This window comes from Mesorhizobium sp. M0590, from assembly GCF_040320905.1.
Classification (GTDB): Bacteria; Pseudomonadota; Alphaproteobacteria; order Rhizobiales; family Rhizobiaceae; genus Mesorhizobium.
Window position 1 is genome coordinate 124,278 of record NZ_JAMYQN010000016.1, and the last position, 21,226, is coordinate 145,503.

General features: G+C 61.7%; 26 protein-coding genes and 1 pseudogene. 14 read left to right on the forward strand and 13 right to left on the reverse strand.

Annotated features, from left to right (window positions below; genetic code table 11):
- Positions 1-111: 111 nt before the first annotated feature.
- Genes purC through NKI52_RS24420 form a run of 6 tightly spaced genes read left to right on the forward strand, consistent with a single transcriptional unit; the run spans position 112 to position 3,621 of the window.
- Positions 112-906: a phosphoribosylaminoimidazolesuccinocarboxamide synthase gene (gene purC, locus NKI52_RS24395; RefSeq protein ID WP_023674725.1), complete on the forward strand. Its 795-nt coding sequence runs from the start codon at positions 112-114 to the stop codon at positions 904-906.
- Positions 907-946: 40 nt separating this feature from the next.
- Positions 947-1,189, forward strand: coding sequence for a phosphoribosylformylglycinamidine synthase subunit PurS (gene purS / locus NKI52_RS24400; RefSeq protein WP_352700012.1), 243 nt, complete (start codon positions 947-949; stop codon positions 1,187-1,189).
- Between the two features lies 1 nt (position 1,190).
- Entirely contained in the window at positions 1,191-1,859 is a 669-nt protein-coding gene (gene purQ, locus NKI52_RS24405) for a phosphoribosylformylglycinamidine synthase subunit PurQ (RefSeq protein WP_352699989.1), read from the forward strand.
- A 31-nt stretch (positions 1,860-1,890) separates the two neighbouring features.
- Complete coding sequence (locus NKI52_RS24410; RefSeq protein WP_023674722.1) at positions 1,891-2,556, forward strand: glutathione S-transferase family protein; 666 nt, start codon at positions 1,891-1,893, stop codon at positions 2,554-2,556.
- A gap of 2 nt (positions 2,557-2,558) precedes the next feature.
- Positions 2,559-2,969 carry a hypothetical protein gene (locus tag NKI52_RS24415; protein WP_352457781.1) on the forward strand — a complete coding sequence of 137 codons (411 nt, stop codon included), beginning with the start codon at positions 2,559-2,561 and terminating at the stop codon, positions 2,967-2,969.
- A 4-nt stretch (positions 2,970-2,973) separates the two neighbouring features.
- On the forward strand, positions 2,974-3,621 hold the full coding sequence (locus tag NKI52_RS24420; protein WP_352457782.1) for a Pr6Pr family membrane protein: 648 nt from the start codon (positions 2,974-2,976) through the stop codon (positions 3,619-3,621).
- Positions 3,622-3,643: 22 nt separating this feature from the next.
- Here NKI52_RS24420 and NKI52_RS24425 read toward each other — a convergent pair whose 3' ends face one another.
- The 3 genes from NKI52_RS24425 to NKI52_RS24435 all read right to left on the reverse strand — a co-directional run bounded on the left by NKI52_RS24425 (position 3,644) and on the right by NKI52_RS24435 (position 4,763).
- Positions 3,644-3,946 (reverse strand): hypothetical protein, encoded by a 303-nt coding sequence (locus tag NKI52_RS24425; RefSeq protein WP_245274623.1) that lies wholly within the window; start codon positions 3,944-3,946, stop codon positions 3,644-3,646.
- A gap of 97 nt (positions 3,947-4,043) precedes the next feature.
- Positions 4,044-4,346, reverse strand: a complete 303-nt coding sequence (locus tag NKI52_RS24430) for a type II toxin-antitoxin system prevent-host-death family antitoxin (RefSeq protein ID WP_352699991.1) — start codon at positions 4,344-4,346, stop codon at positions 4,044-4,046.
- Positions 4,347-4,511: 165 nt separating this feature from the next.
- On the reverse strand, positions 4,512-4,763 hold the full coding sequence (locus tag NKI52_RS24435) for a DUF1127 domain-containing protein (protein WP_023674717.1): 252 nt from the start codon (positions 4,761-4,763) through the stop codon (positions 4,512-4,514).
- Positions 4,764-4,856: 93 nt separating this feature from the next.
- Here NKI52_RS24435 and NKI52_RS24440 point away from each other — a divergent pair, with 93 nt between their 5' ends.
- From NKI52_RS24440 to NKI52_RS24450, 3 genes are all read left to right on the forward strand, one after another.
- On the forward strand, positions 4,857-6,269 hold the full coding sequence (locus NKI52_RS24440) for an aminotransferase-like domain-containing protein (protein WP_352699992.1): 1,413 nt from the start codon (positions 4,857-4,859) through the stop codon (positions 6,267-6,269).
- Between the two features lie 149 nt (positions 6,270-6,418).
- Positions 6,419-8,656, forward strand: coding sequence for a phosphoribosylformylglycinamidine synthase subunit PurL (gene purL, locus NKI52_RS24445; protein ID WP_352590682.1), 2,238 nt, complete (start codon positions 6,419-6,421; stop codon positions 8,654-8,656).
- Between the two features lie 86 nt (positions 8,657-8,742).
- Positions 8,743-8,976, forward strand: coding sequence for a BolA/IbaG family iron-sulfur metabolism protein (locus NKI52_RS24450; RefSeq protein WP_023674714.1), 234 nt, complete (start codon positions 8,743-8,745; stop codon positions 8,974-8,976).
- Positions 8,977-8,988: 12 nt separating this feature from the next.
- Here the strand turns inward: NKI52_RS24450 and NKI52_RS24455 are convergent, their stop codons facing one another.
- Positions 8,989-9,795 carry a phosphodiester glycosidase family protein gene (locus tag NKI52_RS24455; protein ID WP_352623646.1) on the reverse strand — a complete coding sequence of 269 codons (807 nt, stop codon included), beginning with the start codon at positions 9,793-9,795 and terminating at the stop codon, positions 8,989-8,991.
- Between the two features lie 163 nt (positions 9,796-9,958).
- Here NKI52_RS24455 and grxD point away from each other — a divergent pair, with 163 nt between their 5' ends.
- Both grxD and NKI52_RS24465 read left to right on the forward strand, forming a co-directional pair.
- Entirely contained in the window at positions 9,959-10,294 is a 336-nt protein-coding gene (gene grxD / locus NKI52_RS24460; RefSeq protein ID WP_023674712.1) for a Grx4 family monothiol glutaredoxin, read from the forward strand.
- Positions 10,295-10,501: 207 nt separating this feature from the next.
- On the forward strand, positions 10,502-11,701 hold the full coding sequence (locus NKI52_RS24465; protein ID WP_502897793.1) for a multidrug effflux MFS transporter: 1,200 nt from the start codon (positions 10,502-10,504) through the stop codon (positions 11,699-11,701).
- 18 nt (positions 11,702-11,719) lie between these two features.
- On the opposite strand, the pseudogene NKI52_RS32770 reads toward NKI52_RS24465, so the two are convergent.
- The 4 genes and pseudogenes from NKI52_RS32770 to rpsD form a co-directional block, all read right to left on the reverse strand.
- Positions 11,720-12,292 (reverse strand): annotated as a pseudogene (locus NKI52_RS32770) (UCP034077 family protein).
- Positions 12,177-13,004 carry an inositol monophosphatase family protein gene (locus NKI52_RS24470; protein ID WP_352492462.1) on the reverse strand — a complete coding sequence of 276 codons (828 nt, stop codon included), beginning with the start codon at positions 13,002-13,004 and terminating at the stop codon, positions 12,177-12,179. The pseudogene NKI52_RS32770 and the gene NKI52_RS24470 overlap by 116 nt, the downstream one beginning before the upstream one ends.
- The gene (gene ttcA / locus NKI52_RS24475) at positions 12,994-13,875 is read right to left on the reverse strand and encodes a tRNA 2-thiocytidine(32) synthetase TtcA (RefSeq protein WP_352700014.1); all 882 of its coding nucleotides are present in this window, start codon (positions 13,873-13,875) and stop codon (positions 12,994-12,996) included. Before ttcA ends, NKI52_RS24470 begins: the two co-directional genes overlap by 11 nt.
- A gap of 159 nt (positions 13,876-14,034) precedes the next feature.
- Positions 14,035-14,652: a 30S ribosomal protein S4 gene (gene rpsD / locus NKI52_RS24480; RefSeq protein ID WP_023717376.1), complete on the reverse strand. Its 618-nt coding sequence runs from the start codon at positions 14,650-14,652 to the stop codon at positions 14,035-14,037.
- A 380-nt stretch (positions 14,653-15,032) separates the two neighbouring features.
- On the opposite strand from rpsD, the gene NKI52_RS24485 reads away from it, so the two are divergent.
- Entirely contained in the window at positions 15,033-15,245 is a 213-nt protein-coding gene (locus NKI52_RS24485; RefSeq protein WP_023674706.1) for a hypothetical protein, read from the forward strand.
- Positions 15,246-15,335: 90 nt separating this feature from the next.
- Here NKI52_RS24485 and NKI52_RS24490 read toward each other — a convergent pair whose 3' ends face one another.
- The 5 genes from NKI52_RS24490 to NKI52_RS24510 all read right to left on the reverse strand — a co-directional run bounded on the left by NKI52_RS24490 (position 15,336) and on the right by NKI52_RS24510 (position 19,060).
- Positions 15,336-15,524, reverse strand: coding sequence for a DUF3008 family protein (locus NKI52_RS24490; RefSeq protein ID WP_023674705.1), 189 nt, complete (start codon positions 15,522-15,524; stop codon positions 15,336-15,338).
- Between the two features lie 76 nt (positions 15,525-15,600).
- Positions 15,601-16,413: a glutamate racemase gene (murI, locus tag NKI52_RS24495; RefSeq protein WP_352699996.1), complete on the reverse strand. Its 813-nt coding sequence runs from the start codon at positions 16,411-16,413 to the stop codon at positions 15,601-15,603.
- A 157-nt stretch (positions 16,414-16,570) separates the two neighbouring features.
- Positions 16,571-17,215 carry a DUF805 domain-containing protein gene (locus NKI52_RS24500; RefSeq protein WP_352699998.1) on the reverse strand — a complete coding sequence of 215 codons (645 nt, stop codon included), beginning with the start codon at positions 17,213-17,215 and terminating at the stop codon, positions 16,571-16,573.
- Positions 17,216-17,321: 106 nt separating this feature from the next.
- Positions 17,322-18,074: a hypothetical protein gene (locus NKI52_RS24505; protein WP_352700000.1), complete on the reverse strand. Its 753-nt coding sequence runs from the start codon at positions 18,072-18,074 to the stop codon at positions 17,322-17,324.
- A gap of 119 nt (positions 18,075-18,193) precedes the next feature.
- On the reverse strand, positions 18,194-19,060 hold the full coding sequence (locus NKI52_RS24510) for an RNA methyltransferase (protein WP_352700002.1): 867 nt from the start codon (positions 19,058-19,060) through the stop codon (positions 18,194-18,196).
- Positions 19,061-19,266: 206 nt separating this feature from the next.
- Between NKI52_RS24510 and NKI52_RS24515 the strand changes: the two genes are divergently transcribed.
- Together NKI52_RS24515 and NKI52_RS24520 are read left to right on the forward strand one after the other, a co-directional pair.
- Positions 19,267-20,478 (forward strand): NADP-dependent isocitrate dehydrogenase, encoded by a 1,212-nt coding sequence (locus tag NKI52_RS24515; RefSeq protein ID WP_352700004.1) that lies wholly within the window; start codon positions 19,267-19,269, stop codon positions 20,476-20,478.
- An 11-nt stretch (positions 20,479-20,489) separates the two neighbouring features.
- Positions 20,490-21,116: a glutathione S-transferase family protein gene (locus NKI52_RS24520; protein WP_352700006.1), complete on the forward strand. Its 627-nt coding sequence runs from the start codon at positions 20,490-20,492 to the stop codon at positions 21,114-21,116.
- Positions 21,117-21,226: the final 110 nt, after the last annotated feature.

Here is a 21,226-nt window from a genome sequence, read left to right on the forward strand (position 1 = left end):
GTGCGATTGGGATAGACACCGGCATTGAACCCCACCGTCGCCATCTTATTTTAGGCAGACGGACAGGAACTGGTCGCTTGCCGCCTGCCCGCAAATCCAGAGAAAAATCAGATGAAAAATCGCCGCCGCATTTATGAAGGCAAGGCCAAGATCCTTTATGAGGGACCGGAGCCTGGCACGCTGATCCAGTTCTTCAAGGACGACGCTACCGCTTTCAACAAGAAGAAGCATGAAATCGTCGATGGCAAAGGCGTGCTCAACAACCGCATTTCCGAGCACATCTTCAATCATCTCAACCGGATGGGCATTCCGACCCACTTCATCCGCCGGCTCAACATGCGCGAGCAGCTGATCAAGGAAGTCGAGATCATCCCGCTCGAAGTGGTGGTGCGCAACGTCGCCGCCGGCTCGCTGGCCAAGCGCCTGGGCATCGAGGAAGGCACAGTGCTGCCGCGCTCGATCATCGAATTCTATTACAAGGCCGATGCGCTCGACGATCCGATGGTATCGGAAGAGCACATCACCGCCTTCGGCTGGGCGAGCCCACAGGAGATCGACGATGTCATGGCGCTGGCCATTCGCGTCAACGACTTCCTTTCCGGCCTGTTCATGGGCGTCGGCATCCAGCTGGTCGATTTCAAAATCGAATGCGGCCGCCTGTTCGAAGGCGATATGATGCGCATCGTCGTTGCCGATGAGATCTCGCCGGATTCCTGCCGGCTGTGGGACGTGGCGACGCAGGACAAGCTCGACAAGGACCGCTTCCGCCGCGACATGGGCGGGCTGGTCGAGGCTTATCAGGAAGTTGCCCGCCGTCTCGGCATCATGAACGAGAACGAGCCACCGCGTCCGGCCGGGCCGGTGCTCGTCGCATCGACCGACGGCGTCAAAGGCAAGCCGCACTGACGGCTTGCCCGCTCAACAGATGAACAGGAGCATGTCCAGCGTGATCAAGGCCCGCATTACCGTAACCCTCAAGAACGGCGTGCTAGACCCACAAGGCAAGGCAATCGAGCATGCGCTGTCCGGAATGGGCTTCGGCGGCATCGGCCAGGTGCGGCAAGGCAAGGTTTTCGACGTCGAATTGGCCGAGAGCGACAGCGCCAAGGCCGAGGCCGATCTGAAAGCCATGTGCGACAAGCTTCTGGCGAATACGGTGATTGAGAATTACGCGGTGGAGATCGCCTGAGGTGAAATCAGCCGTCGTCCTGCTCCCCGGCCTCAATCGCGACCGCGACATGATCGCGGCGCTGACCAAGATTTCCGGCACGCCGCCGGTCACCGTCTGGCAGACCGACACCGAAATTCCCGATGTCGACCTGATCGCCATTCCCGGCGGCTTTTCGTTCGGCGATTATCTGCGCTGCGGCGCCATTGCCGCGCGCATGCCAGTAATGCGGGCTGTGGCCGAAAGGGCGGCCAAGGGCGTCACGGTCATCGGCGTCTGCAACGGCTTCCAGATCCTGGTCGAGGCCGGCTTGCTGCCGGGCGCATTGATGCGCAATACCTCGCTGAAATTCGTCTGCCGTCAGGTGAAGCTGCAGATCGCCAACGCCAACACGATGTTCACCCGCCGCTATCAGCCGGGCCAGATCATCCGCGCGCCGGTGGCGCACCATGACGGCAATTATTTTGCCGATGCCGAAACGCTGGCCCGCCTCGAAGGCGAAGGCCAGGTGGTGTTCCGCTATGCCGTAGGCACCAATCCCAACGGCTCGATCAACGACATTGCCGGCATCGTCAACGGCCATGGCAATGTGCTCGGCCTGATGCCGCATCCCGAGAACCTGATCGAAGCGGCGCATGGCGGAAGCGACGGCCGGGCGCTGTTCGAAAGCGCGCTGGGCATCGCCGCTTGATACCTTCAATTTTCCTCCTGGAGCGACGGTCATGAAACTCTATTCGCGGCCGTTGTCGCCCTATTCGTCGATCGTGCGGGCGTTGGCCTACATCAAGAACGTGCCGCTCAAGCTCATGGCACCGCCGCCGGGGTTCCCCATCCCCGAGGCATTTCGTGCCATCTCGCCGCTCAACAGGATTCCGGTGCTGATCACCGGTTCCGGCGAAACGATCGTCGAATCGGTAGTCATTGCCGAATATCTGGAGGAGCGTTTCCCCGAGCCGGCGCTGCTGCCCAAGGATACGAAAGACCGGGCGTTGGTGCGCATGTTCGCCCGCATCACCGACCTTGACGTGCTCGCCCCGACCATGAAGCTGTTCGAACTCTATTTCGTGCCGCAGCGCAACGAGGCGGAGATCAAGGCACAGTTCGCCCGATTGCATCACGGGCTTGCGGCAATCGAGGCCCGCATGGCGCATGGCCCGTTCGCGCTCGGCGACGACATCTCCTTTGCCGATGCGTGGTTGACGCCGACCCGCTTCGTCTTCAACAATTTCAGGACAACGATGGGCCGCCCCGATTTGCTTGACGCCTATCCGAAATTCGATGCCTACGAGCAAATAGCCTTGCAGCATCCCGCGCTGTCGCGCGTCTGGGGTGAGATGACAGACGGTCTGAAGATCTTTCTGTCCGAACTCGAGATGGGCGCCGCTTGAACATGAGACCGACGACCACGCGCCTCGCCGTCGCTACTGCCGCCGGGCTTGTACTCGCCTCCTGCCAGTCAGGCCCGAAGAGCGCGCCGGCGCCGGCGGGCAAGAGTGCGTCACTGCTTGCCATGGAGCAGGTGGCAATAGCTGCCCACAAATGCTGGATCGCCAGCAAGGACCCTGCCTTCAAATCTTACCAGATGGCCAACGAGCTGAATTCGTTCAGCGGCACGCCGCGCTTCCTGCTGGTGCCGGCCAAACATTATGGTGGAAAGCCGTTGCTGGTCGTGCAGGCGCAAGGCAATTCGAGCCGCGTCGACGTGTTCGGCCCATTGATGGCGGAACCGCTCGGCGCCCGCATCGGCTCGGACATTGCCCGCTGGCAGGCGGGCAATCCGGCCTGCGGCGCTGCTGCCTAGCCCAATGGGTCGCGTGCTGCAGATCACCGGTCTGGTCGTCGGCCTGGCCGGGCTCGTCCTGCAGCTCTGCATCACCGTCCCGGCATCAATGGAAGCCGGCCGCGGCTTTGCCGGCTCGCTGGTCTTCTATTTCAGCTTCTTCACCATCCTGACCAACATCGGCGCGGTGCTCGTCCATGCCTCGTTGCTGTCGTCGACGGGTTATGCCTGGTTTCCGGCCTTTTCCGCGCCACGGATGCGGGCGGGCGTAGCCGTCGCCATAACGCTGGTCCTCATCGTTTATGCAACGGTCCTGGCGCAGCTTTGGCAGCCGCAAGGGCTGTTCCTGCTCTGCGATGTGCTCCTGCACTATGTGACGCCGGTGTTGTTCGTGCTGTGGTGGCTTGTGGCAGGCGCCGACGGCTCGACGCGGTGGCGCGACATCTCCTGGTGGATGATCTATCCGATCGCCTATCTGGCCTACGCGCTGCTGCGGGCGCCGATTGCCGGTGAAGTGCCCTACCCGTTCCTCGATCTCGCCAAGAACGGCGCGACCAGCGTCGCCGTCTCGGCTCTGGCCATCACCGGGCTCTTTCTGATGCTGTGCATCGTGGCGGTGCTTGTGGACCACGGTGTCACGCGGATCAGGGCGGCGGGCGTTCATCCGCGATGATGCTCTCCCGCCGCGGCAGCCTTTAGCGTCTTGGCACGGTTCGCGCGGCGCCTGCACGGATCGCCGCAGCAGCTTCGCCAGCGATCCGTGACATGAACTTGCGCGTGAATTGGCCGAGCGGCTTGGCATCTTCGAGCGCCCAGCTCGTCGCGAGATCATCGGTGTTGAATTCGTCGACGATAACCCAGGCTGGGGTAAAGAGGGTGGCGCGGCGGGCCTCGGTCTCAGGAATCTCAACATAGTGCGCGCCAGGTCGTGGCGGCTGGCTCGTGATTGGAAAGAGCAGGGCCTGCTTGCGGCCATTCTTGCCGGCAACGATCAGCATAACGCAAGTCGGCCGCGCCTTGCGTCCGCTTTCCTCGCCCCGGTCATATTCCCTCGCCCACAAATAGGAATAGAGAATGATCTGTCCGTGGCCGGGTTCAGTCATCCCGAACATCATCTCGCGCGACTGCGTCGAGGCCGGTTAGAAGCCTGTCGCGTTCCTCGGCCGACAGATCCTCGACGCGGTGTGCCCGTTGCGCGCTGCGACTGGTGATGCGGTCGAACTGCTCTGCCGTCAGGAGAACGAACTTGCGCTTGCCGCGCTTGGTGATGTCAACAGGGCCGCGGAACGCGGCCTCAACAACCTCGCCGGATTTGTTGCCGAGATCTGTGAGGGTGAAACTTGCCACGGTCATCTCCTTCGTTATCCCGAAAATAAGGGAATTAGCTATTTTCAGCAATACCCCTATTCACTGGAGACGTCGCGAGCGAATGCTGTGAGGGCACGAAGGAGGATGGTATCTCAGTGATGAAGAAGATCGCGTTGGTTCCGATGTCGATATTGACGCTCTCGTCTAACCGCCGATATGCCACGCGACGTTCGAGACGGAGCATCCGGCTGCTTCTCAGTCCCAAAACGCCCTCAGCCCCTCACGATGGGCATCGCAACGCGAGATACCGATGTCCTTGAGCTGGTCGTCAGTCATCTCGAGCAGGACCAGCCGGCTGCGCCGGCGATCCATTAACCCGTCGATCCACCTCGCGAAGGATCTGAGCGTACGCACCAGCCGACTGACATAGGTTGGCCTGCCCGGCGGGCGCGCCACCTGCACCTGCAATTCAACTGCGGCGTAGCGGATTGTCTCTATTGTACCCATTTTCTTTCTGCCAAGATTGCAATTGTGCCCTTTTGTATTGCCCGTTTCATATGTATTGACTCTCATTTCGGTGCAATGTAGAAAATTGTCACCATGACAACTTGGCTTCCAGACCTTACCGCCGGCACTGGACCGCTCTATCAGCGGCTTGCCGATTCCATCGAGACGGACATCGACCGCGGCTTGATCGGTGCAGGGGCAAAGCTGCCGCCGCAGCGCGATCTGGCATACGACATCGGCACGACCGTCGGCACGGTTGGCAGGGCCTATCAATTGCTGCGCGAGCGGGGATTGGTCAGCGGCGAGGTCGGCCGCGGAACCTATGTTCTCGCTCAGCAGTCGGAGAGCGCAAAGCCGGATTTCCTGGGGCCGGTCGAACAAGGCACGCGCTATATGGATGCGCCCGGCGACAAGCTGCGCTTCGATAGCACCGCCGCACCGGATGTCGGCCAGGGTGCCATCGTCGCTGACGTGTTGACACGCACGGCGCAAGACCATCCGCATGAGATTTCAAGCTACACGCGTGATTTCCCGGACCGCTGGTTCGAAGCCGGCAGGCGCTGGCTGTCGCGCAATTCCTTTCGCCCGGCGGCGGATGCCATCGTTCCCACGCTCGGCACCCACGCCGCGGTGATGGCAACCATTGCGGGGCTCACCTCCCCCGGCGACTATGTCGTCTTCGAGCACCTCACCTATTCGCAGATTTCCCGCAGCGCCGGCTTGATCGGTCGCCGGACCGCACTGGTGGTGGCGGACGACGAGGGCATCGATCCCCAGGATTTCGAGCGCGTCTGTGCGCAAAAGCACCCGAAGATGATGTTTTTGATGCCGACGGCCAAGAACCCGACACTGACAACGCTGTCGGCATCGCGCCGCGAGGCAATCGCGCATGTCGCCCGTCAATATAACGTCGTCCTGATCGAGGACGATCTCTATGGCGGACTGACCGATGACCCAACGCCTTTAATGGCCGAATATGCTCCCGAACGGACCATCGTTGCCGGCGGCCTCTCGAAATCGGTCGCGGCGGGTGTTCGCGGCGGTTGGCTCGCTTGCCCGCCGGCCTATCGTCACCGCATCCGGGTTGCCCACAAGATGATGACGGGCGGCCTGCCGTTTCTGCTGGCGGAGGTGGGCAGCCGGCTGGTGCTGTCCAGTCAGGCCGCCGAGATGCGCAAGCGCAGCATTGCCGAGATCGGTGCGCGCATCGCGATCGTGCGCGAGACACTCGACGGCTTCGACTTCAAGGCGCTGGATAATGTGCCGTTCGTCTGGCTCACTTTGCCCGACCCGTGGCTTTCCGGCACTTTCAAACAGGCCTGCCTCGAACATGGCGTGCTCATCGACGACGAGGATGAGTTCAAGGCAGGGCGTTCTGAACAGGCCTTTCACGGCGTGCGGTTTGGCATCTCGCAGCCGCGACAGCGGGACGATATCGCGCACGGCGTCGCGGTGATCCGGCGGCTTCTGGACGAGGGCCGCGCCGGCTACGACAGCTTTTCCTGAACCGGCTTGAAACTGGCGGGTCGAGTGGCGATCTTTCGCTACTTGCCGTCAGCTGTTGCTTTCCATCGTTTTAGTCATCTAACGGGGTGTATCGGCTGCAAAGCTTGCGATAAGACGGGACTCGATCCCAAGGACACAATTTGCCGACCATGACCATTTCCAATTCCGTGCCGATCACTCCGGAACTCATTGCCGCGCACGGGCTGAAGCCCGACGAGTACCAACGCATCCTCGACCTGGTCGGGCGCGAACCGAGCTTTACCGAACTTGGTATTTTTTCGGCGATGTGGAACGAGCATTGTTCCTACAAATCCTCGAAGAAGTGGCTGCGCACGCTGCCGACCACCGGGCCGCAAGTCATCCAGGGCCCGGGCGAGAATGCCGGTGTGGTCGACATCGGCGACGGCGACTGCGTCGTCTTCAAGATGGAGAGCCATAACCACCCCTCCTATATCGAGCCTTATCAGGGAGCTGCGACCGGCGTCGGTGGCATCCTGCGCGATGTCTTCACCATGGGCGCGCGGCCGATCGCGGCGATGAACGCGCTGCGCTTCGGTGCGCCGGACCATCCCAAGACCAAACACCTCGTTGCCGGCGTCGTTTCCGGCGTCGGTGGCTATGGCAATTCCTTCGGCGTGCCGACGGTCGGCGGCGAGGTCAATTTCGACGCCCGCTACAACGGCAATATCCTGGTCAATGCGTTTGCCGCGGGCCTCGCGAAGACGGACGCAATCTTTCTGTCCGAGGCCAAGGGCGTCGGCCTTCCGGTCGTCTATCTCGGCGCCAAGACCGGGCGCGACGGCGTCGGCGGCGCCACCATGGCCTCGGCAGAGTTCGACGACAAGATCGACGAGAAGCGGCCCACGGTCCAGGTTGGCGATCCCTTCACCGAAAAATGCCTGCTCGAAGCCTGCCTCGAACTGATGGCGTCCGGCGCCGTTATCGCCATCCAGGACATGGGTGCCGCTGGTCTCACCTGCTCGGCGGTCGAGATGGGCGCCAAGGGCGACCTCGGCATCGAGCTCGACCTCGACAAGGTGCCGGTGCGTGAAGAGCGCATGAGCGCCTATGAGATGATGCTTTCGGAGAGCCAGGAGCGCATGCTGATGGTGCTGCGCCCCGAAAAGGAAAAACAGGCCGAGGCGATCTTCCACAAATGGGGCCTTGATTTTGCCATCGTCGGCAAGACCACCGACGATCTGCGCTTCCGCGTGCTGCACCAGGGCGACGAGGTCGCCAACCTGCCGATCAAGGATCTCGGCGACCAGGCGCCGGAATATGACCGTCCCTGGGTCGAGCCGAAGAAACCGGCGCCATTGGCTGGCGATGCGCCGCGAACCGATGTGGCCGACGCACTCCTCAAGCTGCTGGGCGGACCGGACCTTTCCTCGCGCCGCTGGGTGTGGGAGCAGTACGACACGCTGATCCAGGGTAATTCCCTGCAGCTTCCCGGCGGCGACGCCGGTGTCGTGCGCGTCGATGGTCATCCGACCAAGGCGCTCGCCTTCTCCTCCGACGTGACGCCGCGCTATTGCGAGGCCGACCCTTACGAGGGCGGCAAGCAGGCGGTTGCCGAATGCTGGCGCAATCTTACCGCCACCGGTGCTCTGCCGCTCGCGGCCACCGACAACCTCAATTTCGGCAATCCGGAACGGCCGGAGATCATGGGTCAGTTGGTCGGCGCGGTGAAAGGTATTGGCGATGCCTGCAGGGCGCTCGGCTTCCCGATCGTCTCCGGCAACGTCTCGCTCTACAATGAGACCAACGGCCAAGGCATCCTGCCGACACCAACCATCGGCGGCGTCGGTCTGATTGCCGACTGGTCGAAAATGGTGCGCATCGGCTTTGCCGCCGAAGACCAGATGATCGTGCTGGTCGGCGCCCCGACGATATGGGGCTCGCATCTTGGCCAGTCGGTCTATATGCGCGACATCTTTGGCCGCGCCGACGGCCCGCCGCCGCCGGTCGATCTCGGCCACGAGAAGCGGGTCGGCGACCATGTGCGGGCACTGATCGCCTCCGGTGTTGTTACCGCGGCGCATGACGTTTCCGATGGCGGCATCGCGGTGGCGCTGGCCGAGATGGCGATGGCCTCCGGCATCGGCGCGACCATTCCCGGCCTGATCGGTGCAGATCCGATCCCGGTCTGGTTCGGCGAGGACCAGGGCCGTTATCTGCTGACGCTGTCGATCGACCCGCAGAGCGAGCAATGGGACGCCATTCGCGAACAGCAAAACAAGCTCGGCGTTTTTGCGCCGTGGATCGGCTCGACCGGCGGCAGCGAACTGAAGCTGGGCGAGGCGCGTGCGATACCGGTCAGCGAATTGACCGCCGCCCACGAATCCTGGTTCCCTCGCTTCATGGCAAATGAGGTCGTGGACCCGTGATGTGATCGAGTGGGCCCCTTTCCCTGTGGTTCATCCGCCATTTCGACCATATCTATGAGATCACGACCTGAACAAGGAATCCTCACATGGCAATGGACGCCCACGACATCGAACGGCTGATCAAGGAAGGCATTCCGGACGCCAAGGTGACGATTCGCGACCTGGCCGGCGACGGCGACCATTATGCGGCTGAGGTTGTGGCCGAAAGCTTTCGCGGCAAAAGCCGCGTCCAGCAGCACCAGATGGTCTATGACGCGCTGAAGGGCAACATGGGCGGCGTACTGCACGCGCTTGCCCTGCAGACCAGCGTGCCGGACTGAGCTCTCTTGCAGTTACCGGCTCGCAAGCTTCTTACCGGTCACGGCAATGATCGGCCCCGCCGGATACTTTCCACCCACAATCATCCGCTCGCCGTTCGACAGCGCCGAAACGACCCCGTCGAAGAAAAGCGCGTTGGGACAATCGAGCGCATCCCGGAATAGCCGTGCGAAGCTGCCGAGGCTGACTTCAGAGCGTGAGATCGCCAGCACGACCGTATTTTCGTCACGCACGCCGACGCCATTGCGGATATAGCGTGATGTGCCGTTCTGCTCGAAGCGGGGATGAAGCCGGCCGTCTATCACCAGCATCGGGCCGGATTGCGTGGCAAACATCACGTCCAGTCTGGTCGCAGCATAGGCGCTTGTCTCCATGACCGCCGCCTTGCCGTCCTTGCGGACCAGGAATACGCCATTCGGTTTCAGGAAGAAATTGCCTCCGCTGTCGGCGACGTTGATCGGCGCCTTCTCCCGGCCGTCTTCGACGAGAAGGCCGACTGGGGTCAGGTCTTGGTGATACATGCCGGCGTTCATGGCGAGCAGCACCGTCCGGCCCTGATCCGCCATCGCCTTGTCGAATTTGTCCAGTGAACCGAAAGCCTTGCCGTCGAGGCCTGTGTGGAACACACCGACGTCATAGCGGCGCAGATCGATTTCGCAGACGACATAGGCGACCGCCTCGAAGCTCGTATCGCGGCACGGCGCCGGTAATTCACCGCCGACGACGAGAGATGGCTGTCTCGGCGACCTGGCCCACCAGATCAAGGACAGTGCGGCGAACAGAACGGCGAGGAGGAACCCGGCGAGATATCGTCTTTTCATCGCGCCTCGGGAAAGATGGTGGCCAACGCTCTTGGCCCAAGATCAGACGTTCCTTTGCGCCATTTGCGTGGCAAGGCGGCAAACATCTTGTTTCGCGCAACCCATGGGTTTATTTGAAGGGTAATGTTCGAGCCTGACTCCCACAGGCATGAAAGGGTATTCCATGAGCGGCATCAACGACTACATCGACAATGAAGTGAAGGGCAACGACGTCGTTCTCTTCATGAAGGGCACGCCCGGCTTCCCGCAATGCGGATTTTCCGGCCAGGTCGTGCAGATCCTCGACTACATCGGCGCCGACTATAAGGGCGTCGACGTGCTGACGTCGGCCGAACTGCGGCAAGGCATCAAGGACTATTCAAACTGGCCGACCATCCCGCAGCTCTACGTCAAGGGCGAGTTCGTCGGCGGCTGCGACATCATCCGCGAGATGTTCCAGGCGGGCGAATTGCAGACCTTCCTCGTCGAAAAGGGCGTCAGCGTCAAAGGCGCCGCCTGACTTCTGTTTCTGCGTATGACCTTCCGCCTGCGATTTTCGGGGGTCATGCGCTAAGCGCCGGGGCAGCCCCCACCTTGGCAAAAAGTTCTGCCCATTATCGGGCAATCAACGAATGGATGCGTCGGCCAGCCGGCGCATTTTCGTTTGAGGATCGGACTGGCCGTGGATCAGCAAGCACAAGCGCAGCAAAAGGCAAGCACCTTGCCTATTCCGCGCTGGGAATTCATTGCGCTGTGCGCGGCGCTGATGGCGCTCAATTCGCTGGCCATCGACATTATTTTGCCGGCGCTGCAGCAGATCGGCGCTTCGCTTGGCATCGAAAATGAAAACCACCGGCAATATGTTGTCACCGCCTATATCCTTGGCTTTGGCGGCGGACAGCTGTTCTTCGGGCCGATCTCGGACCGCTTCGGGCGCCGCGCGCCGCTTGTCGCAGGGCTGGTGATCTACGTCCTGGCGGCCGGCGCTGCGGCAATCGCCCCGTCATTCACCACGCTTCTGCTATGCCGGGCCGTGCAAGGCATCGGTGCGGCGGCGACGCGCGTCATTGCCGTCTCGATCGTGCGCGATACGTTCGACGGAAGGCGCATGGCCGAAGTCATGTCCTTGATCTTCATGGTGTTCATGGCCATTCCGGTGGTGGCGCCCGGTATCGGCCAGTTCATCATGCTGTTTGCGACCTGGCATGTGATCTTCGTCACCATGGCAGCCGGCGCGCTGATCGTGTCCGCCTGGTCGCTGCTGCGCCTGCCCGAGACACTACACCCCGAATATCGCCGGCCGCTGACGTTGTCCTCCATCATCGGCGGCTTCCGCATCGTTCTCACCAACCGCATCGCGCTCTGCTACGCCTTCGCCAGCACCTTCATCTTCGGCGCCATGTTCGGCTTCATCGCCTCGGCCCAGCAGATCTATGTTAGCGTGTTCAATGTCGGCGAGGTGTTCCCGGTCATCTTCGCGGGGGTTGCCGGTGTGCTTGCTTTTTCGAACTACCTCAACTCGCGCCTCGTCGGCCGCATCGGCATGCGCCGTCTGTCGCAAAGCGCGCTGCTGCTGTTTCTGGCCATCAGCCTTGCCTGGCTGGTCGTTTCCATCGAAATAAAGATGCCGCTCTGGCTCTTCATTACCTTCTTTGCCTGCGCCATGGTCCCGTTAGGCGCGCTCGGCGCGAACTTCAACGCGCTCGCTATGGAGCCGCTGGGGCACCTGGCCGGCACTGCGTCGTCGATCCTTGGGTTCATGCAGACATTTCTTGGCGGCATTCTCGGCACGCTGATCGGCCAAGCCTTCAACGGCACGGTGACGCCGCTGGCCGCCGGGTTCTGCAGCGTGTCCGTGGCGGCGCTGCTGATGATCCTGCTGGCCGAGCGCGGCAGACTGTTCCAGCCGCATAACCCGCCGGTTTAATGCCCATTGCGCGTGCGCCTAGGATGCACCCTCACTGACCGCGGTGAAGCGAGGGAACAGCGTACGTCCTGCGATTGCTCCACCCATACTGTCCGAAACGGGCAGTGGAAGAGCCTTGTCGAGCGCCTCGAGGACGGAAGCCACGAAGGCCCGGTTGAGCGGACCATCGTCCCCTAGATGTGAGTAGGTGGCGCGCGGCTTGCCGATAAGCGTGCCGTTTCGGCGAATTCAGAACTGCAGCGTCAGGGTCATGCCCGCGCTTCCGCGCGGCGGCTTCCAACAGGCGAAGATCGCGGAGAACATCTCGTCTATGGTGTCGACGGAGTCGGGACTGCGACATGCGCGTTCCCCAGCTCTTGTTTCATGGACACCGGCAACCAAGGCAAGGGCAAAGGCCGTTGCAACAATTGCGGACCGAGGTTTCATTCGAGATCTCCGGTTTCGCACAAGATTGGACAACTTTGGCAGCGAAGAGCTATTCCGCCCAGAGCTCACGGCGCAGCTCCCGCCAGCTCTCCCGGTCCGGTGCGACCAGCAGGCCACCCCCGACATGCGACGGCAGATAGGCGCTGCCGTCGAAGCGCGCGGCATGGCCGCCCGCCTCCGCATGGATCAGCACGCCGGCCAGGTGGTCCCAAGGCATCAGCTTGTTGTAGACGACGAAATGGCCGTGGCCGCTGGCCAGCAGGCGGTATTCGTGGGCGGCGCAGCGATAGTTGAACTGCGATAGCGACTTGGTCTGGTTGCGCGCCAAACGTGAGCGGTCCGGCTCGGGCACATAGTGCCATGAGACCGCACCGGTCATTTCCGACATCGGCGCCGGTTTGGCGACATGGACCTTTTCCAGATTGCCATGGGCATGGCGGATATGGCTGCCGGCGCCACTAACGCCGATCAGCCAATCCTTGCCGACGGGATCGTGAATGATGCCGGCGACCGTCTCGCCCTTGATCACGACGCCAAGCATGACGCCGAACAGCGGCACGCCGGAGGCGAAGTTGAAGGTGCCGTCGACCGGGTCGATGACGAAGGCGAGTTCGGCGTCGCCGAGACCGTCGAGCAGCGTCGGGTCGTCTGAGCAGGCCTCCTCGCCGACGATCATTGCGTGGGGATAACGCTGGCGCAGCCTGGCGGTGATGAGCCGTTCGGCATTGACGTCGGCCTCGGTGACGAGATCGGCGGCCGAGGTCTTGCGACGGACGTCGCCCTCGCTCAACCGGCGAAAGCGCGGCATGATCTCGGCGACGGCGGCTTCCGACAGAAGGTCGGCAAGCCAGTCGATCGCGCTGTCGTCAAATGTCATCGGGACGCCTGGTGGTGAGGGTTTCATTGAGGGCGGCGAAATCGAACAGTTTCCTGTCGAGCAGATGCGAACGCCGCACATTGGTCATGGCGCGGATCATCGTGTCCTTGCGGCCGGGCATGCGCTTCTCGATGTCGTCGAGCATCGCCTTCATGGCGTTGCGCTGCAGGCCTTCCTGGCTACCGCACAGATCACACGGAATGATCGGGAATTTCATGGCGCCGGCGAATTTCTCGAGATCGGCTTCCGCACAATAGGCGAGCGGCCGCAGCACCATGACATCGCCTTCGTCATTGAGCAGCTTCGGCGGCATGGCGGCCAGGCGCCCGCCATGGAACAGGTTCATGAAGAAGGTTTCCAGTATGTCCTCGCGGTGGTGGCCGAGCACCAGCGCCGAGCAGCCCTCCTCGCGGGCAATGCGATAGAGATGGCCGCGCCGTAGCCGCGAGCACAGCGAGCAATAGGTGCTGCCCTCGGCCAGCTTGTCGGTGACCACCGAATAGGTGTCCTGATATTCGATGCGATGCGGAATGGCATATCTATCGAGATAATCGGGCAATATGTGCTTGGGAAAGTTCGGCTGGCCCTGGTCGAGATTGCAGGCTAACAGCTCGACCGGCAGCAGCCCGCGCCATTTGAGATCGAGCAGAACGGCAAGCAGGCCGTAGGAATCCTTGCCGCCCGACAGAGCGACCAGCCAACGGTCGCCGGGCCTCACCATGGAGAAATCGTTGATCGCCTGGCGGGCAAGCCGCAACAGCCGTTTGCGCAGCTTGTTGAACTCGACGGAGGACGGCACATCGGCAAACAGAGGATGAAAGCCGCCTTCGGCGTCGGCGACCGGTTCGAGCGTTTCGGCGTCTGGCTGCATGTTCACGGCGCGTCGGCCCCAAGATCCTGTTGCCGCCCGCAGTAGCGCATCGGACCGAAAATCGAAATCGATTTCGGAATCACGCCGCGGAAAAGGAACGAAAAAAGAAAAGGCCGCCTCGACGGGCGGCCTTCGATTGTATCGCGACGAACGCGACGATCAGCGCGAATAGAATTCGACGACCAAGTTCGGTTCCATCTGCACGGCAAACGGAACGTCCGCCAGGCCGGGGATGCGCGTGAAGGCCGCGGTCATCTTGTTGTGATCGGCTTCAATATAATCGGGCACGTCGCGCTCGGCCAGGCCCACCGATTCCAGCACAATGACCAGCTGCTTCGACTTCTCGCGCACTTCGATGACATCGCCCGGCTTGCAGCGGTACGAGCCGATGTTGACGCGCTTGCCGTTGACGTTGACGTGGCCATGATTGACGAACTGGCGCGCCGCAAAGATGGTCGGCACGAACTTGGCGCGGTAGACGACTGCGTCGAGGCGCGATTCGAGCAGGCCGATCAGGTTCTCCGAGGTGTCGCCCTTGCGGCGGTCCGCCTCTTCATAGACCTTGCGGAACTGCTTTTCCGAAACGTCGCCATAGTGGCCCTTCAGCTTCTGCTTGGCGCGCAGCTGCAGGCCGAAATCGGAAAGCTTGCCCTTGCGGCGCTGGCCGTGCTGGCCGGGGCCGTATTCACGCTTGTTGACCGGGGACTTCGGGCGGCCCCAGATGTTTTCGCCAAGACGGCGGTCGATCTTGTACTTCGCGGATTCGCGCTTGCTCATCGCATTCCCTTTCAAAACAATGCACCCGGAACCTCATGGTCCGGGTGAAGGAAACGCGCCCTCCTCTGGCCTCCGTTTTCGAGACCTGACAGGGTTTTCCACGCAACGCGACGGAAAACCCACGGGACACGTCATTTCAAACAAGACATAAGGAAAGTAAAACCGGCTTCCCAAACGTCTTGCACACATAAAGAAAACCACCGGGCATTGCGGCCCGGTGTTGGTGGGCTGGTTAAACGGAGATTTAACCGCTGTCAAGCTTCTGGCTGGCGCGAATCGCCGAACCGGATAGTGTTACGGTTGTAGAATGTGCCGGATGTGGCGGGAGGTTGCGCCAGCGGCATCAGGAAGGGACTGAAGTCAGAGGAGCTGGAATTCGCATGAAGAAGTTCTTCCTTACGTTGGTAGGCGCCGCGGTGATGGCCGGCACGATGGCGGTCGCGCCCGAGCCAGCGCAGGCCCGGCATTGGCATGGGCACAGGCATCACCAGGTCTGCCGCATCGTGGTCAAGAAGAAGGTGGTGTGGCGCCACGGTCATCGCAAGGTCATCCGCTACAAAGTGCGGCGCTGCGGGTGGGGCTGGAACTGGTAATTTTCGTCCTCGCCCGTTGAGACTTCATGGCCCGCGGCTCAGCCGCGGGCCTTTTATTGACCGGCATCCGCCGTCAGAATGGCCAGTCGATCAGTGTTTCGACTTCTTTTCCGGCAGGCCCTTGCGCTTGGTCTCGGCGAATTCCTCGAGCTGTTTTTCGCTCATGGATTTATACATTCCCTTCGACGCGCCTTTGAGCGCGCCCTTCTTGGTCTCGCCGCGCTTGGCTGACAATGCCGCGCCGGCCGCTTTCTGCTGGGCTTTTGAGGTGGCTGGCATGATGGTTTCTCCCGTTTCCGATGAGAGGAAAACGCATTGTCTGGTGTGATGTTCCCAAAGCGAAAATTGCTTGCGGTCAGGATACCGCCAAGCCAAAACCCTGCATCAGCCGGCGCGTCGGAAAATCGGCGCTGTTCGAGGTGAAGAATGCAAGGTCGGCGCCTTCGGGCAGTGCCTCTCTGCGATAACAGGCCTCGGTATCGGCGAGCAGCGACAGCGCGCGGCGTGCGATCGCCTCGGCCGGGTCGAGCCAGTCGACCGGCCAAGGTGCTGTCTTGCGCATGCGGTTGGCCAAAAACGGATAATGGGTGCAGGCAAGCACGACGATGTCGGTGCGCAGCCCATCATGCTCGACGAAGCACGGCGCGATCTCTGCGCGCACGGCGTCCTCGTCGACAAAACCGTCGCGCATATAGGCTTCGGCCAATCCCGCCAGCCTGTCGCTGCCGACCAGGCGGACATGGCATTTCTGCGCCCATTTGCTGATCAGGTCGCGCGTGTACTGGCGCTTGACGGTGCCGGGCGTCGCCAGCACCGAAACCAGACCTGAGCGCGTGCGTTCCGCCGCCGGCTTGATGGCCGGCACGGTGCCGACGAAAGGGTGGCCGGGAAACTTCTCGCGCAAGGCATCGATGACCAGTGTCGAGGCGGTGTTGCAGGCGATGACCGAAATGGCCGGCGAAAACCGTTCGAGCAGCCTGGCGAACAACTCCAGGATATGTGTTCTCAGCGCCGGCTCCTCCCAGCCGCCGAAGGGGAACGCCGCGTCGTCGGCGACATAGATGAAGCGGCGGTCAGGCATCAGCACGCGCGCCTCACGCAGCACGGTGAGGCCGCCAATGCCGGAATCGAACATCAGGATCGGACGGGCGCTCGATGGATCGGTCATTGTCATTGAGTCACTAAGGGCTGGGAATCACTAAGGGCTGGGAATCACAAACGAGATCGCGAGGGAAGACCCGGCCCATGCTTTCTGCTTCGGCCAATGATGCTTTATCCCGGCCGCTTCTATGTGGAACCATCATGGCCTTGATGCGGCGAGCCGGTCACACAAGGCCGCGCTTGCCGAAGCCGCCGGGCCGCGGCCGGCCGTTCGCCGGAGATGCAGGTTGAGATGCAGGGTGGTTCGACGGCACCGGCGCGGCCCGCGTGGCGTAGGCTGGAGCCAGGGCCGTCGCGCCGGCGGCTGACGCTGAATGGAGCGCCGCGGCGCCGCGCAACGGCCCGGGCGGGTCGAAATCGTCGAAACTCAGGGATGACGCCATATCCGCAGAGCCACCACCCGCCGGCTTGGCCGCCAAGATGGCGGCCCACAGCCCGACAAGAGCTAATCCCAGCAGGTTAAGGCCGGAATGCGAATCTTCGCCGTCGAATTTTACGACAAGAACAGTGCCGGCCTGCAGAATCGCAAACAGGGTCGAGAACACGATATAGGACCAAAGGATCCAACCCGACCCTTGCGCGTCGCGGCTTCGACGCCAGGCGAAATTCGCGCGTAACAGAACGATCACCAGCGAGGTAACGAGAACAGCCGCGGCCAGCCCTTCCCTGGAAGGTCCGGGCTTCGAATTGGCCAAACCCTCGATGCCGATGGTCAGCACGACGCACAGCACAAAGGTCACGATTTCCGCAACCAGCAAGGCCGCGGAATAGAAGAAAAAGCGAAGACGCCCGATATTTGAATTGAACATCCGAGGACCCATCGTTCGCCGGACAATGGATCATATCGAATAACATTCGGTTACTGGTGAGGTGGCGGGATTCGAAGCTTAGGGCCGTTGACAAAGTCGGCTTTGTTCACTGAAGCCCAAATGCTACCCGCTTCAAAACGTCGTTCACCTGAAGCCTAAAATCGACGGTGTAGAAGGTCGATTGAACGACTGCGCCTTCTTTGATCTCTAAAATGCTGTCTCGACTGAATGTGCATCCCGTTGCGTCCAGAAGGCTTGATACCGCAGCTACCTCACCGACGGTTTTTTCATCTAGGCGATAGAGTGCCGGATATATCGGGGCGCACTTGTTCCCAGCATTCTCAACTAAGCGCCATTCCGTGTCGAAGAAATACGTCGCACGTGCCTTCGCATCAGATCGCGTGCCACCATGCTCATCGCCCCATCTTGAATGCAAACCGTTGGCCCAGTCGTCTATTGAAATCAGGTTCGAGGTATTTGACTCGACTCCGTATACTATCGAGTAGACGTGGCTGCCGGTTAGCGGCGACGTCAACGCAAACCTATATCTGAAGATCAGGTTCTGCTCTTTCTCTTCGTGAGATATTGAGATGGTCTGCAAATATGCAGAGCGAGCCTCCAGTGAAAGTGACATGTCCTTGCGGTTGTTGAGCGCTCGTTTCTTTTCCGAACGCTCCCAATCGGGATAGCGTGACCTGATAACTTCCTCCAGTTCTTGCCTAGGCATTCCGACGCGGAGCACGGAATTGGGTAACAATCTTTCAATGGCTTGCTTTGCGGGAAGTGTGCCCGATGGCTTTTCAAATTCCGACGCCGCAGACATTTCAGATAACAGACAGAATAAGACAAACGCGGGCAAGATAGCTCTGGGCACGATCTCTCTCACTGATTAAGGGCGTCGCCAGCAGAAGAAGAAGCACACCCGCCCTGGCAGTCAATGGCAATTGCTTTTTATGCGCTCCCGTTGGGAACAAACACCTAGTCTTTGTCTGTCGCCTTGCCAGCGCGCCGGGCCGCTGCCGGAAGCCGTCTTGGATCGTCGCCGGGCGATCCGTCGCCGCGCGGCATGGCCGGCGAGAACCTGTCCAGCGATGATATTATGCCGCGCAGCACCTTAAGCTCCGGCTCGGCAAAGCCGGCGCGGGTCAGCACTGCACGCAAATTGTCGACCATCTTCGGCTTCTTCGCTGCCGGGCGGAAATAGCCGCGCGCCTCCAGTGCACCTTCCAGATACGCAAACAGGCCGTGCAATTCTTCCTTGGCAGCCGGCGGCATTTCGGGGCCGGAGAAGTTGGTCCTGGTCTCGTCTTCCAGGCCGGACTTCATCCATTCATAGGACATCAGCAGGGCAGCCTGGGCGATGTTGAGCGAGGAGAAGGCTGGATCGACGGGGAAGGTGACGATCTCGTCGGCAAGGCCGACCTCGTCATTATAGAGGCCGAAGCGCTCGCGGCCGAACAGGATGCCGGTGCGCTGGCCGGCCCGCTGCCGCGCCCGCAGCGCCCTGCCCGCCTCGACCGGACCGCGCACCGGCTTGAAATTGTCGCGCGCGCGCGCCGTGGTGGCGAAGACGAAGTTCAAATCGGCAACCGCCGAGGCCAGGTCATCGAATACCTTGACGGCATCGATGACGTGGTCGGCGCGGCTTGCGGCGGCACGCGCCTTCTCGCTCGGCCAGCCGTCGCGCGGATTGACGAGCCGCAGCTCGGAAAGGCCGAAATTGGCCATGGCGCGTGCAACCATGCCGATATTCTCGCCGAGCTGCGGCTCGACCAGGATGATCGCCGGTCCGGACGCTGGAGTTCCGGAGGCAAGAGGGGTTTCGGGATCCTGGGTAGCGGCCATGGTTGTCAGTGAACTGCTGTTTGCGGCATTTCGCAGTCCCCTGCCACATTTGGCGGCGAAAATGAAGCTTTCGCAAGGAATGCCGACACTACGGCGCGGTTCGCCGTTTGCGCGGCCAAAAAGCCTTTGATATACGGGCCGCATCCCAGGGCCGGCAGCCGTGCGGGCAAGGCCGTTCCGTTCCCCAAAAGCGAGGCATTCTTTCCATGGCGAAGATCAAGGTGGCGAACCCGGTCGTCGAACTCGACGGCGACGAGATGACCCGCATCATCTGGCAGTTCATCAAGGACAAGCTGATCCACCCTTATCTCGACCTCAAGCTCGAATATTACGACCTCGGCATCGAGCACCGCGACGCCACCAACGACCAGGTGACCATCGATTCGGCCAACGCCATCAAGAAATACGGCGTCGGCGTGAAATGCGCGACGATCACGCCCGACGAGCAGCGCGTCGAGGAATTCAAGCTGAAGAAGATGTGGAAGTCGCCGAACGGCACCATCCGCAACATCCTCGGCGGCACCATCTTTCGCGAGCCGATCATCATGAAGAACGTGCCGCGGCTGGTGCCCGGCTGGACCAAGCCGATCATCGTCGGCCGCCACGCCTTCGGCGACCAGTACCGCGCCACCGACTTCCGCTTCCCCGGCAAGGGCAAGCTGACGATCAAATTCGTCGGCGAGGACCGCCAGGTGATCGAGCACGACGTCTTCGACGCACCCGGCGCCGGCGTCGCCATGGCCATGTACAATCTCGACGAATCGATCCGCGAATTCGCCCGCGCCTCCCTGAACTACGGCCTGCTGCGCAATTACCCCGTCTACCTCTCGACCAAGAACACCATCCTCAAAGCCTATGACGGACGCTTCAAGGACATCTTCCAGGAGGTCTACGAGGCGGAGTTCGAAGCAGAATTCAAAGCGAAGAAACTCTGGTACGAGCACCGGCTGATCGACGACATGGTGGCCTCGAGCCTGAAATGGTCGGGTGGCTATGTCTGGGCCTGCAAGAATTATGACGGCGACGTGCAGTCCGACACGGTGGCGCAAGGCTTCGGCTCGCTCGGCCTGATGACCTCGGTGCTGATGACGCCGGACGGCAAGACCGTCGAGGCGGAAGCCGCGCACGGCACCGTCACCCGCCACTATCGCCAGCACCAGAAGGGCGAGGAGACCTCGACCAATTCGATCGCCTCGATCTTTGCCTGGACGCGCGGCCTCGCGCACCGCGCCAAGCTCGACGACAATGCCGAACTGAGGCGCTTTGCCGAGACGCTGGAAAGGGTCTGCATCCAGACGGTCGAGTCCGGCTTCATGACCAAGGACCTGTCGCTGCTGATCGGCCCCGACCAGCCATGGCTTTCGACCACCGGCTTCCTCGACAAGATCGACGAGAATTTGCAGAAAGCGATGGCCTGAGCCCAACCGGCATGGGCAAGCCCGTCGTCTACGGCGCGGACTACAGCGTCTATGTGCGCATCGTGCGGCTGGTGCTGGAGGAAAAGGGCGTCGGCTACGAGCTCGTGCCCGTCGACATCTTTGCCGCGGATGGCATTCCCGGCTGGTATTTCGAGCACCAGCCGTTCGGCCGCATCCCGGCCTTCGAGCAGGACGGCTTTCGCCTCTACGAGACCGGCGCGATTGCCCGTTATGTCGACGAAGCCTTTGACGGCCCGGCGCTGCAACCGGTCGAACCTCGGCCTCGAGCACGCCTGAACCAGATCACCGGCCTGCTCGACGCCTACGCCTACAGGACCATGGTCTGGGATGTCGCTGTCGAGCGGCTGGAAAAAACGCCGCCCGACGAAGCCGTGATCGCCAACGGGTTGCGGCAGGCAAGAACGGCATTGCAGGCGCTCTCCTCGCTGAAAGCCGAAGGGCCTTGGCTGTTGGGAACGGACCTGACGCTGGCCGACCTGCACGCCGCACCGATCATCGGCTATTTCGTCAAGGTCGCCGAGGGACAAGCCCTGCTGGCCGAGTTTGCCGATATTCGGGATTGGTATGCGCGCATCACTCAACGCGCGAGTTTTGCGAAAGCCGAAAAGGCAGGGTGACAAAGATACGAGAGGCCGAGGGACAGCACCCCCCTCAGTTGTGGCCGCGACCGGGGGGGGCGGTACCCCCGCGGGGGGGGCGCAAATCTGCCAGATACCTTGGATCTCGG

Coding starts and splice junctions, on each gene's coding strand:
- purC (WP_023674725.1), top strand. CDS start 112: ATGAAAAATCGCCGCCGCATTTATGAAGGCAAGGCCAAGATCCTTTAT.
- NKI52_RS24410 (WP_023674722.1), top strand. CDS start 1,891: ATGAAACTCTATTCGCGGCCGTTGTCGCCCTATTCGTCGATCGTGCGG.
- NKI52_RS24415 (WP_352457781.1), top strand. CDS start 2,559: ATGAGACCGACGACCACGCGCCTCGCCGTCGCTACTGCCGCCGGGCTT.
- NKI52_RS24420 (WP_352457782.1), top strand. CDS start 2,974: ATGGGTCGCGTGCTGCAGATCACCGGTCTGGTCGTCGGCCTGGCCGGG.
- NKI52_RS24425 (WP_245274623.1), bottom strand. CDS start 3,946: ATGCTGATCGTTGCCGGCAAGAATGGCCGCAAGCAGGCCCTGCTCTTT.
- NKI52_RS24435 (WP_023674717.1), bottom strand. CDS start 4,763: ATGGGTACAATAGAGACAATCCGCTACGCCGCAGTTGAATTGCAGGTG.
- NKI52_RS24440 (WP_352699992.1), top strand. CDS start 4,857: ATGACAACTTGGCTTCCAGACCTTACCGCCGGCACTGGACCGCTCTAT.
- purL (WP_352590682.1), top strand. CDS start 6,419: ATGACCATTTCCAATTCCGTGCCGATCACTCCGGAACTCATTGCCGCG.
- NKI52_RS24450 (WP_023674714.1), top strand. CDS start 8,743: ATGGCAATGGACGCCCACGACATCGAACGGCTGATCAAGGAAGGCATT.
- NKI52_RS24455 (WP_352623646.1), bottom strand. CDS start 9,795: ATGAAAAGACGATATCTCGCCGGGTTCCTCCTCGCCGTTCTGTTCGCC.
- grxD (WP_023674712.1), top strand. CDS start 9,959: ATGAGCGGCATCAACGACTACATCGACAATGAAGTGAAGGGCAACGAC.
- NKI52_RS24470 (WP_352492462.1), bottom strand. CDS start 13,004: ATGACATTTGACGACAGCGCGATCGACTGGCTTGCCGACCTTCTGTCG.
- ttcA (WP_352700014.1), bottom strand. CDS start 13,875: ATGCAGCCAGACGCCGAAACGCTCGAACCGGTCGCCGACGCCGAAGGC.
- rpsD (WP_023717376.1), bottom strand. CDS start 14,652: ATGAGCAAGCGCGAATCCGCGAAGTACAAGATCGACCGCCGTCTTGGC.
- NKI52_RS24485 (WP_023674706.1), top strand. CDS start 15,033: ATGAAGAAGTTCTTCCTTACGTTGGTAGGCGCCGCGGTGATGGCCGGC.
- NKI52_RS24490 (WP_023674705.1), bottom strand. CDS start 15,524: ATGCCAGCCACCTCAAAAGCCCAGCAGAAAGCGGCCGGCGCGGCATTG.
- murI (WP_352699996.1), bottom strand. CDS start 16,413: ATGACCGATCCATCGAGCGCCCGTCCGATCCTGATGTTCGATTCCGGC.
- NKI52_RS24500 (WP_352699998.1), bottom strand. CDS start 17,215: ATGTTCAATTCAAATATCGGGCGTCTTCGCTTTTTCTTCTATTCCGCG.
- NKI52_RS24510 (WP_352700002.1), bottom strand. CDS start 19,060: ATGGCCGCTACCCAGGATCCCGAAACCCCTCTTGCCTCCGGAACTCCA.
- NKI52_RS24515 (WP_352700004.1), top strand. CDS start 19,267: ATGGCGAAGATCAAGGTGGCGAACCCGGTCGTCGAACTCGACGGCGAC.
- NKI52_RS24520 (WP_352700006.1), top strand. CDS start 20,490: ATGGGCAAGCCCGTCGTCTACGGCGCGGACTACAGCGTCTATGTGCGC.